Source organism: Neobacillus notoginsengisoli, from assembly GCF_003515685.1.
In the GTDB taxonomy this organism is placed as follows: domain Bacteria; phylum Bacillota; class Bacilli; order Bacillales; family Cytobacillaceae; genus Bacillus_D; species Bacillus_D notoginsengisoli.
In genome coordinates, this window is record NZ_QWEG01000001.1 from 506,854 (window position 1) to 524,177 (window position 17,324).

The following is a 17,324-nucleotide window of genomic DNA, read 5'->3' on the forward strand; positions in this document are numbered from 1 at the left end:
AAATCAGCGATCCAAAACGGACCGCTGATTCTGGATTAGATGAAAATATCTATTTTATTTCCTGCTTGACCAAGATGTTTTTCAAGTTCTGTGTCGCTAATCCGGAAACCGCCATGGCGGTATTGGTTTTCGACTGCTTCTGTTTTTACATTGTGACCGTTAATTTGTACAGATCGATTTTCGTTCCCGTCAAGATGGTAAATGAACGTTACTGGCTGGTCTTTTATGTTAAATGTAAACTCAAGCCCGTCAAGATCGGAAGGAAGGACAGGGTCAACAATTAAGTCGTTGCCATCAAGGCGAATTCCCAAGCAGTTTGAGATTAATTGGTTCATATAAATCCCTGGGCCGCTTGAATAAATTCTCCAGCCACCTTTCACGGCGACGGAGCCATCACGAAGCTCGTCAAATCGTTCTTTGGCTTCATAGCGGGTTTTGAATTTTCCATCAGAACTGCTGAAATACGCATTGCTCTGGCGTCGTTCAGCATTCGGGACAACGTCCTGGATTTTGATCGGATTAATTGTTTGCAGACCTTTCCATGCCTCATCAGCTTTGCCCAGTTTTGCCATTGCTTCAACAAACCGAATATGGGCATGAATATAATGCAAGCCGATTTCACGCCCAAAGTTGGCGGCTTGTTCCGCGCGCTTAAAATGAGTGCTCACACCGCCTGCATAATTGGCCGGGCGGTCCATCAGGCGGACCCCATCTGGATGGTACAGCCATTCTTTAATAATCTGGTAATGTTTATCTGCCTGCTCAGGAGTCAGAAGTTCAGCAATCATGCTGCGGGTCATTGGCAAAAGCCTGTACTGGATGCCTGTTTTGGTATCGCTCGGATGAACCATAAACTCGATATTGCCTGGTTCTTCCATATATACAAACCCTGGAATCACCTCAGATGACAGTATATAACGGTTGAAATCGGCTTTAATGGCTGAAGCCAGTTCCGAACATTCGCCTGCTTCCTTTTCATTGACCGTTTTCATGAGTTTGGAAAACTCGTTCAAGGTTTGATACGTGAGGGCGACAGTCCAACTGCTTGCCATGTACTGCTTCAGCTGTGCATTGGCGGGCTGAAGAGTATCGTCCCAGTCTCCATCCCCATAAGAGGATAAATGTGTATCATGCAAAAAATGGTCCTTAATATAGGAAATCTGCTTTCTCACATGGTCGAGAATGGGGGCTGTTTCTTCCGTAAACTCAAAACTGCCCCGTCGGGTGTAGGGGACCTCAACTTCTAAAATCGAGAAGTCCTGTGATGCACGCAAGTACTCGGTTAGGGCCTTAAGCGGCCAGACGATAATATCCCCGTGGCTTTCTTCTTGCTGGATTTTATAGTACTTGTCGAACATAAACCATTGCGGCCAATTCCCATCATTTTTATATTGGTGGGAATAGACAGTTTTTAAAATGTTCCGGACAGCTTCGAATTTTTGTGTGGCAATAAAGTATTCTGATGGCCCCTGGCACACATCCCGGGTTCCCCATGCTGCACCGCCGTATTGTTCAAGGCCGTGGGGAACAGAATAGTGTACAAGCATATTGTGTGTATACCACCAGGCTAGGGCATTCATTTTATCCAGTCCCTGACTGTTTGACCCGTTTATCCCCAACTTGAACCCGTTCATCGCAGTCTTAAAAAAGTCACGGTAACGGGCGATTTCTTCCTCTGCGCCGCGTTCGCTGAATGGAAATTCTTCGCCATTCAGGAGCCCTTGGACACCCAATGACCAATTACTCGCAGACTTCATGTCCAGCACAACAAGGGATGCTGTTAAAGGTTCAATATTTTCCCCGAAAATCCTTTCATCAGCCAATGAAAAATCTGAACCTTCCACTTGAAGACGATAGCTTAAGTTAGGGAAAGTTTGCGCTGAATCAGCTTTTTCATCAGCATAAAAGCGGATCGTATTGCCGTTCCTTTCGAAGTGGAAGGGGGCGGCATATTCGTTGTTATTCATCGTAACCTGGTTTGTTACAAGTACTCGATAGGCATTGTCGGTGGCTGCCCGGAATTGCATTTGGAGTTCCGGTGAATCAGTCCTCGTAAATACCGTCACAATAAACATGTCGTCCTCGGTCTTGTAATACCAGCGGGCATAATTGAAGCCCATTTCAAACATGGAAGGCATGGTCAATAATTTCAAAGCACCATTGATTTCAACATAGATTCTTTGACCGGATGTTTTCATGACGTTCAGGTGGTTCCTTGCATTCGTCAGCATTTTATTAAAGGAAGTATTGCCTACCGTCAGTTGGGAATTGAAAATTCCGTACATATAAGCAGATGTTGTCAGGATATTTTCAATGTTGTCGACAGGGTTGCCGGACATCAAAATATGCCCATGCGGCCGTTCAGTTAGCAGTTCCTTTTCTTTTAGAACGATATGTTCATGTGTATCCGTAAAGAAGGAAAGCAGACTATCCCCATCCCATTCTTCCTGGTGGCGATGAGGAAACAGATTTTCGATTTCTTCCTTCGTCATTGAAACGGTTTTTAGAGGTTCCTTAAAGGCGGGGGAGAGGGCTACCGTTTTTTCTGTCTTCAAAGAAGCCGCAGTTTCCTTTTGAACTTGCTCCCATGCCTGCAAAAGTTCCTCCTGGAATTCTAAAGAAGTGACCGCATCCTGATGGTTTTCCTTAAAAAGTCCATAATAGACAAACTCAGACTTGCCTGAAAGCTTGACCCGTTCTGATTGTAGGGCTGTGTAGGCAAATTCATATTGATAGATTTCGTTGGCAAGATTGTCCTTTGTCAGGATTTCCGGTTGATTCGTTTCTTTATAGGATAGGCCGAAAAATTGGAATCCATCTGTTGAAAAGCTGACTGCTTTTGTCAGTGAGCCTTGCTGTAGATACGGGAACCCGCTGTTTTGCGGCTGGTTTTGCCGGGAACAAACAACATATCCATATTCTTCATCATAATGGGTGGTCTGGTCGATGTATTGTGACATATACGCTTCGTTTGTCCTTACCGCTCCCTTATCCGCAAGCCCAAGGTCCTGGCCATAAATGATATCAATTTCATGGCCGTTTCCTTCGGCTGTAACCGTCCAGAACCAGATTTGTTGATTGCTAAGGGTAAACGTAACTTGATAGTCTACCGAACCTGCTTTGCCTTCCCAAACGACTTGTTTTTCGGTATGAGAAACCTTGCTGCCTGATTTTACACCGAGCAGCGGATAGGCTACAATCCCGGATTCCGTATGAATGCGCAAAAATAGATTGTTCAGCGAACCATCGATTGGGTTGGAAAGCCATTGATTGATTAAAGTTTTTTTATTTTCTATCTTATAAACGTCGCCACTGGTTAAAAAGGTGAATGTCAGATCACCAGATTCAATCGAAAACGTCGATTTGTTCATTGGTTTCATCCCTTCATGGAATTATTTGCCCCACTCTTAACGGGCAGTAAGATCCCCACCTCAAGAGCCTGAATTTACGAGAAGTTAGGTGGGGATCAACTGCCCGTAAAGGTCCGATTAGTTCATCTAACCATCAGTAGGGAAAGGCACCCTACTGATGGAAGATTCACTTTATAAGTTCAAATGGAATTGCTTTACCGTCTTGGCTATCGGGGCCTACAAAGGCATGGAATTTGCCATTGTCACTTGTAAATTCCAAGTTGGAATGGTGGTAGCGCAGCTGTTCTTCGGTAATCGTAAACAAAACTTCAACTTTCTCGCCAGGCTGCAAAAATACTTTCTTGAACCCTTTCAATTCTTTTACTGGACGGACAACTTCACCAGATAGGTCTCGGATATAGAGCTGGACGATTTCCTCGCCAGCCAGTTTCCCGGTATTTTGCACTTCGGTTGTAATCGTTAAAGGCTGTTCCGGCGTCAAGTGGCCGGCAGACAGTTGTGGTTCGCTATAAGCAAAGGTAGTGAAGCTTAAGCCGAAACCAAATGGAAAAAGCGGTTCATTCGGGATATCCAAGTACTGGGAAACATAACGTTCCTGGGCATCCGGTGCATCTTTAGGGCGGCCGGTATTAAAGGAGTTATAATAGACAGGTATTTGCCCAACAGAATACGGAAAGGACATTGCCAACTTTCCGGAAGGGTTCACATCGCCAAACAATATGTCAGCAATGGCGTTTCCGCCTTCAGTCCCCGGATACCAGGCCTCCAATACAGCATCCACATCCTCAACAACTCCATGCAAATCAAGCGGGCGGCCGTTAAACACTACTGCAACGATTGGTTTTCCAAGCTGTTTCATTTTCTTCACTAATTGAAGTTGGACTTCTGGCAGGCGGATATCCGCCCGGCTGCCTGCTTCACCGCTCATTTCAGAATCCTCGCCAAGAGCAAGAATAATGAAATCAGCCTCTCTTGCTGCTTTCAATGCTTCATTTAACTGATCCTCGGTACCTGTCCCAATATCGCATCCTTTTGCCGTAACAAGAAGGGAGGAGGCGACTTTATTTTGAACGCCTTCGTACAATTGAATGGCTTCTTCTTTGGAGCCAAGCCATGACCATGGCCCGAGAATATCATCATTTTGGGCGAACGGACCGACTACAGCGATCTTTTTATCCTTCGGAAGCGGAAGGACGCGATTATTTTTTAATAGAACAGAAGATTTTGCCGCAAGCTCACGGGCTGCCTGGCGGTGGCCGGAACTCATGACAAGCTCTTTTTCCTGCTGTTCATCAGCGCCGCGGAACGGATTTCCGAAAAGCCCCAATTTATCTTTCAATCTAAGAATTCTTAGGACGGCTTCGTCAATCAAGGCTTCATCGACTTTTCCGCTTTCTATTAGTTGCTTCAAATTGTTTGGGTAGCATGCGGTCATCATCTCGATATCGACGCCTGCCAGGATGGCTTTTTCAGCCGCTTCTGCTTCATCCTCAGCGACTCCATGGGGGATCATTTCTTTCACCGCACCCCAGTCTGAAATCAGGACGCCATCGAATTTCCATTCATCCCGAAGCAGATCGCGCAAAAGTTTTTTATTCCCTGTAGCGGGTATACCATCTACAGTGTTGAATGCAGTCATCACCATTTCACAGCCTTCATCAAGGGCTGCTTTGTAGGCAGGCAAATAATACTCTCGAAGCTGCCTTTCGGACATATCGACAGTATTATAATCCCGTCCGCCTTCCGGGGCACCGTATGCGGCGAAATGCTTCACACATGCTGCAACACGATTTACGTCATTTTGCAAGTCATTGCCTTGGAAACCGCGAACAAAGGCTTTGGCAAACTGGCTGTTTAAATAAGGGTCTTCTCCGGTTGATTCCATCACCCTGCCCCAGCGCGGGTCGCGAGCTAAATCAACCATAGGGGCGAATGTTACATGTACCCCTGAAACAGCTGCCTCCTTAGCGGCAATTTCAGCGCTTTTTTCTGCCAATTTCAAATCCCACGAACAGCCAATGGCCAATGGCACCGGAAAAATAGTTTTATAGCCATGAATCACATCAGCCATAAATAATAGAGGGATACCGAGACGGTTCTTCCTTAAATGGGCTTTTTGAATGTTGTTAATTTCTTTCGCGCCTGAAGCACCCAGCACGGAGCCCGTGTTCGCGATCACTTCATCCGAGATCTTTAGTCCGGCAAGTGGACCGGTAATTTGGCCTTCATTGTCGGATCCTTCAAAAAATGGCGTTGCCAATTGAAGCAGCTGGGCAATTTTTTCGTCTAATGTCATTTGATTGAGTAATGATTCTAGCTTTTGATTGGTCATTATAAACCTCCATCCGCTTTTCGTAGAAACGTTTCGATTGCTTATATGTTTGGATTATAAGCGCTTTCTTAAATCGAGTCAATTGAATGGGGCGGCGTTTCCATGTATATTCCTTGTATATTTCACTTGAAATCAATCATTCTATTCCCTGTTTTGCCCTTTTTAAGATAAACAATAGTTTAATTTCTGTATAATAAAAAATAACTTTACTTGAAAACGCTTTCCGATTAGCCTATAATCCAATTATCGAAACGTTTCGCTAAAAGGAGGTAATCACTCTACTAAACTATTAGAGGTAGATAGTTATTATTTTCTTTAAATTGTTTAACCTATTACCGATTTTAATCCAATAGGCAAAAGAACAAATGCAATCCGACTAACACACAATATCGGAGGAAAACAAAATGAACCTAAAAATGAAGAGTGTTGTAAGCAAAAAAGCGGCTGCAGCGATTTTGACAGGAGTCCTTGCCCTATCAGGAGTACTTGCAGGATGCTCGTCAGATTCCGCTTCAAACAAAAAAGAAGAAACAACAACGATCAACGTCTGGGGAATGGGTGAAGAAGCAAAGTCCCTCCCAAAAATCGCAGAACAATTTGAAAAAGAAAATGAAAACATCAAAGTAAAAGTTCAGGCGATTCCATGGGATAAAGCCCATGACAAACTATTAACAGCAGTTGCTTCTAAAAAGGGGCCTGATGTCATCCAAATGGGGACAACGTGGATTCCGGAATTTGCTGATGCCGGCGCCCTGAAAGATTTAACGCCATATCTCGAAAAATACCCTGAGCTGGCTACCGAGAATTTTTATGAAGGTTCAGTCGAAACAACAAAATACGAAAATATCATTGCAGGTGTGCCTTGGTATGTTGATACCCGTGTCCTGTACTACCGCAAGGATCTTTTAGAAGAAGTGGGATACAAAGAAGCGCCGAAAACATGGGATGAGCTTCGTGACGCTGCCAAAAAGCTGGCGGCACGCGGCAAGGACCAATATGGAATCAGCATTGATACAAATGAACAAAGCCTTGCATTTATGTTCGCGCGCCAGAATGGTTCTAAATTAATCGATGGAAATAAGACGTTGTTCAATGAAAAAGAGTTCGTAGAAGCTGTTGAATATTTGAATGGATTCTTTAAGGATGGCTCTGCTCCTATCGACTTGGGTATTGATATTATTCCAGCCTTCAAAGAAGGCATGCTGCCAATGTTCATTAGCGGTCCATGGATGGTCAAAATCATTAACGACCAGACGCCAGACCTGGAAGGTAAATGGGGTACGGCAGTCCTTCCTGCAAAAGAAAACAACACTTCAACATTGGGCGGGTCAAACCTTTCTGTTTTTGAACACACCAAAAATGAAGAAGCGGCATTAAAATTCTTATCCTATATGAGCAAGCCGGAAACGCAGGTTAAATGGCTTGAAATAACAAATTCTTTGCCTGCGAATAAGGAAGCTTGGGAAGATAAATCGCTCCAGGAAAATGAATATTACAAAGTATTTGGCGAGCAGCTTGAAAATGCCCAGCCAATGCCGGTCATTAAACCGTTTGAGAGAATTGCCCAGACATTCCTGAGCAGCTTTGAAAAGGTTTACCGCAGTGGTGCCGACGTTCAAAAAGAAATGGACGAGTTTAACAAAAAAGCGGAAGACATTTTAAATAAATAACCCAATTAATGTAGTTAACTAGCAGGCATTGCCTGCTAGTTAACTATATTCTCCACCTATTTTAGGCCTGCGAAGGAAGGGACGATTATGAACAGAAACGCATTTCAAAAAACTCCATATCTCTTCATTGCGCCAACATTGCTCCTATTACTTACCTTTTCTATTTTGCCAATCTTCGTTGCGCTTATTATCAGTTTTACAGATATGGACCTGACAGGTTTGGCTGACTGGTCTAAAATCAGCTTTGTTGGACTAAGTAATTATCAGGAAATTATGACTGATCCAGTCTTTAAAAAATCGATTTTTAATACTCTGTTTTACGTTGTATTCGGTGTTCCATTGGTTATCGTTTGCTCATTGGGGATCGCCCTTTTGATCAATTTTGGGAAAGCACGTATTTTTAAAGCATTTCGCGTCATTTTTTACATGCCTTCAATTACGAATGTTGTTGCGGTCGCAGTTGTATGGAGCTACTTGTATAACCCGCATTTAGGCCTGTTTAATTATGTACTGAACTTGCTCGGATTACCGGACGTTCCATGGCTTCAAGATCCCACCATGGCAAAGGTTTCATTAATCGCTTTAGCACTGTGGCGCGCGATTGGCCTCAATATGATTATCTTCTTGGCAGCCTTGCAAGGTATTCCTAAATCGTATTATGAAGCGGCACAACTTGATGGTGCAGACGGCTGGAAACAGCTGACCAAAATTACAATTCCTTTATTGCGCTATGCGATTTTCTTCGTTTCCATTACAACAATGATCGGATGGCTGCAATTTTTCGAGGAACCGTTTGTCATGACCGATGGTGGGCCGCTTGATAGCACGACTTCTGTAGCTTTATTTATCTATAAAAATGGTTTTGAATTCAGTAATTTCGGCTATGCGGCAGCTGGTTCATTTGTCCTGTTCATTGCGATTATTGTCGTGACATTGATCCAATTCAGATTGAATAAGCAAGCCGATTATTGAGCGAGGTGATACAGATGAAAACGAGTGTATATCAGAAACAATACATGTCTCCCGTTAAAAAAGACCGCGCCAAGCAATGGATTGTGGGGATTATTCTTGCTGTAGGCGGGCTGTTGGTCTCGGTTCCGTTTATTTGGATGATTTTATCTTCATTCAAATCAGAGAGTGAGGTCATGCAGCTTACACCAACCCTTTTTCCAAAAGAGTTCACACTTGAAAATTTCCAAAACTTATTCTTCAATATGAACTTTGCCGTTTATTTGAAAAATACGATCATCATCGTACTGTGGTCGTTTTTTGGGTTGTTCTTAAACGCAATGGCAGGCTTCGCATTTGCGAAATATCAATTTAAGGGAAGAGATAAGCTATTTTATCTGGTTCTGGCTACAATGATGATTCCCGGCCAGGTCACAATGATTCCTGTTTACCTCATTCTGAATGAAATGCAGTTAACAAATACAATGGCCGGTATTGTTTTGCCGTCACTTGTCAGTGCATTTGGAATCTTTTTGTTCAGGCAATTCATGTTGACAATACCAGACGAATTATTAGAAGCAGCACGTCTTGATGGGGCAAGCGAATTTAGAGTCTTTTTACAAATTGTTCTGCCAATGTCAAAAGCCATCCTTGCTGTCCAGGGGATCTTAACCTTCATTGCTGGCTGGAACAGCTTCCTCTGGCCGTTGATCATTGCCAACGATGAAAGCCTCTACACCTTATCCGTGGGACTGTCCTTGCTGAAAGGCCAGTATGCGTCGAATTTTGCCCTGCAAATGGCTGGATCTACCTTTATGGTTGTTCCAATCATTATTATCTTTATTTTCTTCCAGAAATATATCATAGATGGATACACGATTTCGGGGATGAAGTAAGAACTTTCACATGTCGAAGTCATTAAAAACGAGGGAAGAAAGTCCTCGTTTTTTTGTGCAGTAAAAAGCATCTTCCTTCTTTTAACCTAGCATTAATGTTACTAAAGCATTATTTTTTCGGAATAGAAGCATAAATGTTTACGCTTACATAGAGCGATGCTATGATTTTATTGAAACGTTTCGATTATCAATTTTTGAAAGGAGATTCACATGCTTAAAAGAAAATCCTTTATCTTGGCTGCAATCTTTTGTTTATTATCAAGCTTAATCGTTACGTCTCCAGTCATGGGGAAAGGCCCAGCTGGAAATGCTGCCTTGGATAACCAATTAAAGTCGATTGCAAAGAAGACATACCGCTATTTTGAAGACTTTACTGACCCTAAGACAGGATTGACTTATGATGAGGTCCGTTTGGGAAATGGAAAAGTGGCAGAAGCGAAACATACATCTCCGACGAATATCGGGATGTACTTGATTAGCACTGTCACAGCGGACAAAATGGGCATTATATCGAAGAAAGAAGCGGTATCAAGAATTCAAACGACATTGAATACACTTGAAAAACTTGAAAAATGGAATGGGCTTTATTACAACTGGTATTACACTGACGGCACATTAAAAACCGATTGGGGACAATTCATTTCCCAAGTTGATAATGGCTGGCTATCTGCTGGCTTGATTGTTGTCAGTGAGGCCTATGATGAACTGGAGGGCCAAGCCGGTAAACTTGCGAACGCAATGAATTATGAGCCATTATACGACCCGGAAGTCGGCCAATTCCGGGGGGGTTACTACGTTGACCGCGGGGAATTAACCGGCCACCATTATGGTATGCTCTATACAGAACCACGCGTTGCCAGCTATATCGCAATTGGAAAAGGAGATGTCCCGTCAGATCACTGGTGGAAAATGTTCCGTACGCTTCCACCAGAATGGGATTGGCAGGCACAAATCCCTACAGGAACGACTGTCGAATATGATGGAGTCCCGGTTTTTGAAGGACACTATCAATACAAAGGCATAAAATTTGTGCCGAGCTGGGGAGGCAGTATGTTTGAAGGGCTGATGCCAGGTTTAGTTTTGAAGGAAAAAGAGCTTGGCACGAAGGCACTTGGCCTAAATAACCAGCGCCATGTTCAAATCCAAATCGCCTATGCGAAGGAAAAGGGATATCCGGCCTGGGGCTTCTCTCCGTCAGCTACTCCGGATGGCTATAGTGAATTTGCCGCGACACCTGCGGGTACTTCCGGTTATAAGGATGACGGAACTGTCACGTCTCATGCAACCTTCCTTGCACTCGAGTATGCACCAAAGGAAGCCTATGAAAATATCAAAGCACTTAAGCGGTTAGGCACCTACGGGAAATACGGCTTTTATGATTCAGTTAATGTGATAAGCGGTGATATTGCGAAAGCTTACTTGGCGCTGGATCAAGGCATGATTATGGGATCGATTGCAAACTACTTGTTTGACGGGCTAATCCGCGACTACTTCCACAGCAGTGAAATCGGACGCAATCCTGAAGAATTGTTAAGGAAAGAAGAGTTTTCGATTCGATAGAAAGAGAAAACTAAATGTAATTGCAGGTACCACCCGTATTTTGTCGAGGATTTATATATTGAAAAAGGAAACCACCCCTTGTTACTTTAAGGGGTGGCTTTGGTACTATATTAACGTAATTGCCAGCCACTCCCTGACAGTAAAACAAGAAATATTTTGCTGGAAATATTGACTAATATTTTTAGATAGTTTACGATACACCTGTAAACGGTTACACATCATTAGGTTAATTGGAAGGATGCTTACATTGGCAACCATTAAACAAGTTGCAAAGCTAGCCGGCGTTTCAGTTGCGACAGTTTCTCGTGTCTTAAATGACAGCGGTTATGTACAAGCGGATACGAGAAAAAAAGTAGAAGAAGCGATTAAACAATTGGACTTTATTCCAAATGAAGTGGCGCGTTCGTTGTTTAAAAAAGAGTCACGGTTAGTTGGATTGCTATTACCTGATATTACGAATCCTTTTTTTCCTGAGTTGGCTCGCGGTATTGAGGATGAACTTCAGAAGGAAGGCTATTATCTTCTATTTGGTAATAGTGATGAAAAGCTAGAAAAAGAGCTTAATTATATCCAAACCTTTGTGAAGAATAATGTAGTAGGTCTTATTTCTGCAACAAATCTAGCGGATAAATCCAATTATGAGCATTTGTCTCTTCCAATTGTTTTCCTGGATCGTGGTCCAGAGTGTGAATATTCCGTTTTCTCAGATGGGAAAGAGGGCGGAAGAATCGCGGCTCGTGAATTAATTAAACGAGGCAGTGAAAAAATTACTGTCTTGAAAGGCCCATCTCATGTTCTCCCTGCCCAAGAGCGTTTTCAAGGAACGATTGAAGTATTAGGTCAATCGAATGTGGATTTTCAAGTGATATCAACAACATCTTTTTCTTTTCTAGAAGCAAAAGCGTGGGCAAAAGAAATTTTTGAAAAATACCCAGATACGGATGGGATTATTGCGAGTAATGATATTACAGCTAGTGCAATCCTCCACGAGGCTCTGCAACAGGGAAAAGCCATTCCTGATGAACTTCAGATTATTGGGTATGATGATATACAACAAAGTAGCTTGTTATTTCCATCTTTATCAACGATTAGACAGCCTATTTATGAGATGGGAAAAGAAGCAGCAAGAGTTTTGATCAGTTTGATAAAAGGAGAAATGATTGAACAATCTCAAATAAAATTGGCAGTATCCTTTGTGGATCGCAATACAACAAGGAAGGCGAAAGAATAATGGTAAAAGTAATGGTCATTGGCAGTTCCTCTATCGATTTTGTTGTGACGACAAACAGACGTCCAGGAGCAGGAGGAACTGTGCTAGGTGATACCTTTAAAACTGTGCCAGGTGGAAAAGGACGAATCCTGTAGCGGCTGCCCGCTTAGGAGCAGACGTTACGATGATTGGCTGCGTCGGTGATGATGCCTATGGTGAAACGATCATCAGAAATTTAAAAAAGAACCGTGTTCGTGCGGATTATGTGGAACCGGTTACAGGTGTTAAGAGTGGAACAGCCCATATCACTTTGACTGAAGGAGATAATAGCATTATTGTCGTTAAAGGGGCGAATGATTATGTCACTCCGGTCTATGTGCAAAAGGCCTTAGAGGTCATCATTCATTCAGATATTGTCATCATTCAACAAGAGATTCCTGTAGAAACTGTTGAATATGTAAGTGAGGTATGTGAGGGAAATGGAGTACCACTACTGTTGAATCCCGGACCAGCTCGACCTTTGACACAGGAGGTCGTAGAAAAATCGACCTATTTAACACCTAATGAACATGAAGCAACTCTTCTTTTTGAGAGTGCCAGTCAATCAGATATATTGCGGAAATACCCTAATAAATTGTTCATTACTGAAGGTGAAAAAGGGGTCCGCAATTTTAACGGAACAGAAGAAGTCTTGGTTCCCTCGTTCCCTGTTCAAGCTGTCGATACAACAGGAGCTGGAGATACATTTAATGCTGCTTTCTCTGTTGCAGTTGCTGAAGGCAAGGAGTTTTCACAAGCATTACGATTTGCCAATCGCGCAGCTTCCTTATCAGTGACAAAGTTTGGAGCACAAGGGGGGATGCCTACTCGTCAAGAAGTAGAAGCATACTTTGTTTGAGTAACGGTCAACTATAATTTACCCAATATGGAACCGGTTACATATTTAGAAATCACAAGGAGGAGCAACAAAATGAAAAAAACGCCTATTATTATTGACACAGATCCTGGTATTGATGATGCCGCAGCAATAGGACTTGCTTTTTACAGGGATGAACTGGATGTGAAATTGATTACGACCGTCTCAGGAAATGTCGATATACACAACATTACAACAAACGCCCTAAAGCTTGTCACATTTTTTGATAAGGACATTCCGGTTTCAAAAGGGATGGAAACACCATTGTTGAAACCTGCATTGGGAAATAAAGTCCATGGTGAAACCGGAATGGATGGCTACGACTTCCCAGAGCCGACAAGGACCATTTTGAAAGAGCATGCGGTTGAAGCGATGCGTGGCTTGCTAGAGGAATCGGATGAGAAAATCACTCTTGTCCCAATTGGGCCATTAACAAATATTGCGGCAATGCTATTGATGTATCCTCATTTGAAAAATAAGATTGAGCAAATTGTCTTAATGGGTGGTTCGTTATCGGGTGGAAATGTGAACGGTGCCGCTGAGTTTAATTTGTGGGCAGACCCCCATGCTGCAAAAATGGTATTCGAATCCGGCGTGGATATCGTCATGATTGGGTTGGACGTGACATTGAAGGCGCGTATTGGCGAAGAAGCATTATCAAAATGCCAAAATAAATCTGCTGAAATGTTTGACGCAATCTTCCGCCATTATATTGATGGGGATATGGAACAAGGCGTCGTTATGCATGATTCATGTGCCATTGCTTATGTGACAAATCCTGAATTATTTACGGTTGAGCCAAGACGTGTAAAAGTCATTACAGAAGGCCCTGCTGCTGGGATGACGATGGAACTGTTTGGAGAAGAAGGAACAACAATCAATGTTGCGGTCGCAATCGACTCTGAAGCCTTTCAACAATGGTTCCTTGGGACATTAAATAAAATGATCTAACTTTGGAGAAACGTGAAAGTATGTATGTCTACCATTATCATGCATACTTTCACGCTCTTTAGACAGCAAGCGCTTTAACATACTCCTGGGAAAAGGTGATAAAAGTGAAATATATAATTTTCATCCTTTGTTTAATAGCTATCTTTTTACTAGCGTATCTGGTTAGTTTTGATCGGAAAATGGTCAAAAAGAAACTTGTAACGATTGCGAAAATCATTGCTATCCAAATAGTGTTAGCGTTTACTTTTCTCCACACATCCATTGGCATTATGATTATTGGTGCAGTATCGAAGGCGTTTGCGAAATTACTTGGTTACGCGAATGTCGGCACTGAATTCGTTTTTGGTGGGATGATTGAAAGTGGAATGGCTTCTTTCGTATTATTGGCATTGCTTCCAATTGTGTTTATTTGTGCATTGCTTGGTATTTTACAGTATTTAAAAGTTCTTCCTTGGTTTATTAAGATTATGGGAATTTTACTGAACAAAATTAGTAAGCTTGGAAGGCTGGAATCATATAGCGCAATCAGTGCGGTTGTGATTGGTATGACCGCTGTGTTTGTATCAATTAAAGACATGCTTCCTAAATTAGGAAAGAGGCAAATGTATTCGATTGCAGCTTGCTCCATTTCAACGGTAGATTTAAGTATCGTTGGTGCCTACATGAATATGATTGATCCGAAATATGTCATTCTAGCTATTATTTTAAATTTGTTTAGTGTGTTCGTAGTCCTTTCCATCATCAATCCATATAATCCGGATGAAGAAAATGATGCTCTTGGCATTGTCAATAATCCAACGGAAAAAGATGAGCGTGGATTTTTTGAAGTTCTATCTGATTATATGATGGACGGATTCAATATCGTAATCGCAATTGTAGCGATGTTATTAGGGTTTATAGCGTTGATTGCATTCTTGAATGGCGTGTTTGATAGTATTTTCGGAGTGGACTTTCAAACGATTCTTGGCTACGTCTTTGCTCCTCTTGCCTTTCTTCTTGGTGTATCATGGGACGAAGCCGTTCGATTTGGAAGTTTAATTGCTACGAAACTCCTTTCGAATGAGTTGGCGCAATGACAAGCTTTGCGGAAATGAAAGGATTATCTGAGAGATCCATTGGTATTATCTCTGTATTCTTAGTCTCCTTTGCAAACTTTGGATCTGTCGGTATGATTATCGGTGCTTTAAAAGGATTATGTCCTGATCAAAGTAAAGTAGTCGCAGGGTTTAGTATGCGTCTACTATATGGAGCAACTTTAGTAAGCTTCTTATCCGCTGCGATTGTTGGGTTGGTTCTATAAGTTTACGCCCAACGGCGGGAGAAACATGAGGGAAGTGCCTGGTCACTTCCCTTTTTTTCTTGTTGCGTGGTGGAGGGTGTTCCACAATGCCTTTGCTCAGAACCGCTGTTAAAAATGTTTCTTGGGTACTGTCCAGGAATCCATATTATTTCAGGTCGCAGGAAATGAATGGTATATTGAAGGTTACGAGCAATTCGTTGATCAGGGAAAGGGGACTTGACTTATGGAGACATTATCTTGTCAGGCGGGAGTTATCTATGAGTTTAATAAAACGAACAAACCAGTAAAGAAAGTTGCCTCGGGCACAACAATCGAAATTGAAACGTACGATTGTTTTCAAAACCAGATTCAATCCGCCGATACGGTCGTCACTGAAATTGACTGGAATCAAATCAACCCGGCGACAGGCCCGATTTATGTGGAAGGCGCAATGCCGGGTGATGTATTAAAGGTCAAAATTGAAAAGCTTGAAATTGGCGGCCAGGGCGTTATGGTTGTCGGACCTGACTTAGGGGTCATGGGCCACCGCATTACCGAAATGGAATCCAAAATCATTCCGATCAAGAATGGAAAAGCCATCTTTAATGATTTAGAACTTCCACTGAATCCGATGATTGGCGTTATCGGTGTTGCTCCGGAAGGCGATGGGGTCAATTGTGGAACGCCGGGGGCCCATGGCGGAAACATGGATAATAAAATGGTAGCGGAAGGAGCCACTCTCTATTTTCCGGTGTTTGCGGAAGGGGCACTGTTTGGTCTCGGTGACTTCCACGCAGCGATGGGTGACGGAGAAATCAGCGTATCCGGAATTGAAGTTCCCGGAAAGGCAACCGTTAAGCTGGACGTGTTGAAAGGTGTCAGCCTCAAACATCCAATGCTGGAAACCGATGAAGTCTTTACACAAATCGTCTCGGCGGACACACTGGACGAAGCCTGCAAGCTGGCAACCGAGGAAATGATTGACCGATTGATAGATAAGACGGGACTTCGGCTGAGCGAAGTCACCATGCTCATGAGCGCGGTCGGGCAGGCCGAAATCTGCCAAGTCGTCGACCCACTTATCACGGCTCGTTTCGTCATTCCAAAATGGCTGCTGCGGCAGCTGGACGTCCAACTAATCTAGTAATATAAATAGGAAGAAAACGATTTTTCAATTCCGTCCTACCAAAATGCCTCCAATCGTTAAACATCACTAACGATTGGGGGTATTTTTTTTGCAAATTCAGTATCCGTTGTTCATTAAAAATAGTGTTTCAATCCCCTATTTTTCGCCCGTTCTTAGTGGGACAACCTACCTGTCCGTCCTTATATGAATAATTTAATACTAGTTGAAAAGGAGGGTAAGGACGTGAAATGGTAAAAAAAGCGATTATTCCCGCAGCAGGGTATGGAACCAGGACTTTGCCCATCACAAAGGTCTTGCCTAAAGAAATGCTGCCTATTTGCGGCAGGCCTGCGATTGACTATATCGTCCAGGAAGCGATTCAATCAGGAATTGAGCAAATACTCATCGTGGTTTCCAAATCTAAAAGTCTCATTCTTGATTATTATGACCGCTCTGTGGAATTGGAAGCTTATTTAAATGAGAAAAACAAGCAAGCTTTGTTAAAAGAACTTCACCTTCCTGATGTTCATATTCAATATGTCCGGCAGCAATATCCGAAGGGGTTGGGAGATGCGATTCTACTCGGAAAGCATTTTGCGGGAAAGGATCCTTTTGCCGTCCTGCTCCCCGATGAAATTATCCTTTCTGAAGAAACACAGCCGCTAGCGCAATTAATCGAAAGGTTCAAACTCTTTAAAGGGAATATAATAGGCGTTCAAACGATGCCTGAAGCCGATTTAATCCATTATGGAGTCATAGACCCGGGGCAGCCTGACAAAAATGGCTTTATCGTAAAAGATATAGTCGAAAAACCCCAACAGTCTCCTCCCTCGAACTTAGCTGTCATCGGCAGATATGTTTTTGACCCGGCTATTTTTACGTATTTGGAAAACATCCAGCCAGGTGCAGGCGGGGAAATTCAATTGACAGATGCCATCAAAGCGATGGCCAAGGAACAAACAAGCTATGGATTGAAAGTCGACGGGCTTCGATTTGATGTGGCGCGCCAAGATGAATATGTCAAACTAATTAATCGTATTTGCGGACCAAGGGGGAACGAATAAA

Annotated in this window: 10 protein-coding genes and 2 pseudogenes; 10 read left to right on the forward strand and 2 right to left on the reverse strand. The window is 42.8% G+C overall.

Translation table 11 applies throughout. The features are described from left to right. Positions 1-35 precede the first annotated feature (35 nt). Both D1B31_RS02595 and bglX read right to left on the reverse strand, forming a co-directional pair. Positions 36-3,380 (reverse strand): GH36-type glycosyl hydrolase domain-containing protein, encoded by a 3,345-nt coding sequence (locus tag D1B31_RS02595; protein WP_118919167.1) that lies wholly within the window; start codon positions 3,378-3,380, stop codon positions 36-38. A gap of 157 nt (positions 3,381-3,537) precedes the next feature. Then, positions 3,538-5,703, reverse strand: a complete 2,166-nt coding sequence (bglX, locus tag D1B31_RS02600) for a beta-glucosidase BglX (RefSeq protein WP_118919168.1) — start codon at positions 5,701-5,703, stop codon at positions 3,538-3,540. A gap of 404 nt (positions 5,704-6,107) precedes the next feature. Between bglX and D1B31_RS02605 the strand changes: the two genes are divergently transcribed. The 10 genes and pseudogenes from D1B31_RS02605 (at position 6,108) to D1B31_RS02650 (ending at position 17,323) form a co-directional block, all read left to right on the forward strand. Beyond that, a complete protein-coding gene (locus D1B31_RS02605) occupies positions 6,108-7,373 on the forward strand; it encodes a sugar ABC transporter substrate-binding protein (RefSeq protein ID WP_420846053.1) in 1,266 nt (421 codons plus the stop codon). Between the two features lie 87 nt (positions 7,374-7,460). Further along, on the forward strand, positions 7,461-8,345 hold the full coding sequence (locus tag D1B31_RS02610; protein WP_118919169.1) for a carbohydrate ABC transporter permease: 885 nt from the start codon (positions 7,461-7,463) through the stop codon (positions 8,343-8,345). 14 nt (positions 8,346-8,359) lie between these two features. Next, positions 8,360-9,217: a carbohydrate ABC transporter permease gene (locus tag D1B31_RS02615; protein ID WP_118919170.1), complete on the forward strand. Its 858-nt coding sequence runs from the start codon at positions 8,360-8,362 to the stop codon at positions 9,215-9,217. A 210-nt stretch (positions 9,218-9,427) separates the two neighbouring features. Continuing rightward, entirely contained in the window at positions 9,428-10,777 is a 1,350-nt protein-coding gene (locus D1B31_RS02620; protein ID WP_118919171.1) for a glucoamylase family protein, read from the forward strand. 247 nt (positions 10,778-11,024) lie between these two features. After that, a complete protein-coding gene (locus D1B31_RS02625) occupies positions 11,025-12,008 on the forward strand; it encodes a LacI family DNA-binding transcriptional regulator (protein WP_118919172.1) in 984 nt (327 codons plus the stop codon). Continuing rightward, positions 12,008-12,885: pseudogene (gene rbsK / locus D1B31_RS02630) on the forward strand (ribokinase). Before D1B31_RS02625 ends, rbsK begins: the two are co-directional and overlap by 1 nt. A 72-nt stretch (positions 12,886-12,957) precedes the next feature. After that, positions 12,958-13,854 carry a ribonucleoside hydrolase RihC gene (gene rihC / locus D1B31_RS02635; RefSeq protein ID WP_118919173.1) on the forward strand — a complete coding sequence of 299 codons (897 nt, stop codon included), beginning with the start codon at positions 12,958-12,960 and terminating at the stop codon, positions 13,852-13,854. Positions 13,855-13,958: 104 nt separating this feature from the next. Further along, positions 13,959-15,154 (forward strand): annotated as a pseudogene (locus tag D1B31_RS02640) (NupC/NupG family nucleoside CNT transporter). Between the two features lie 223 nt (positions 15,155-15,377). Next, entirely contained in the window at positions 15,378-16,277 is a 900-nt protein-coding gene (locus D1B31_RS02645) for an acetamidase/formamidase family protein (RefSeq protein ID WP_118919174.1), read from the forward strand. 230 nt (positions 16,278-16,507) lie between these two features. Beyond that, positions 16,508-17,323 carry a UTP--glucose-1-phosphate uridylyltransferase gene (locus D1B31_RS02650; RefSeq protein ID WP_118919175.1) on the forward strand — a complete coding sequence of 272 codons (816 nt, stop codon included), beginning with the start codon at positions 16,508-16,510 and terminating at the stop codon, positions 17,321-17,323. The last annotated feature ends 1 nt before the right edge of the window (position 17,324 follow it).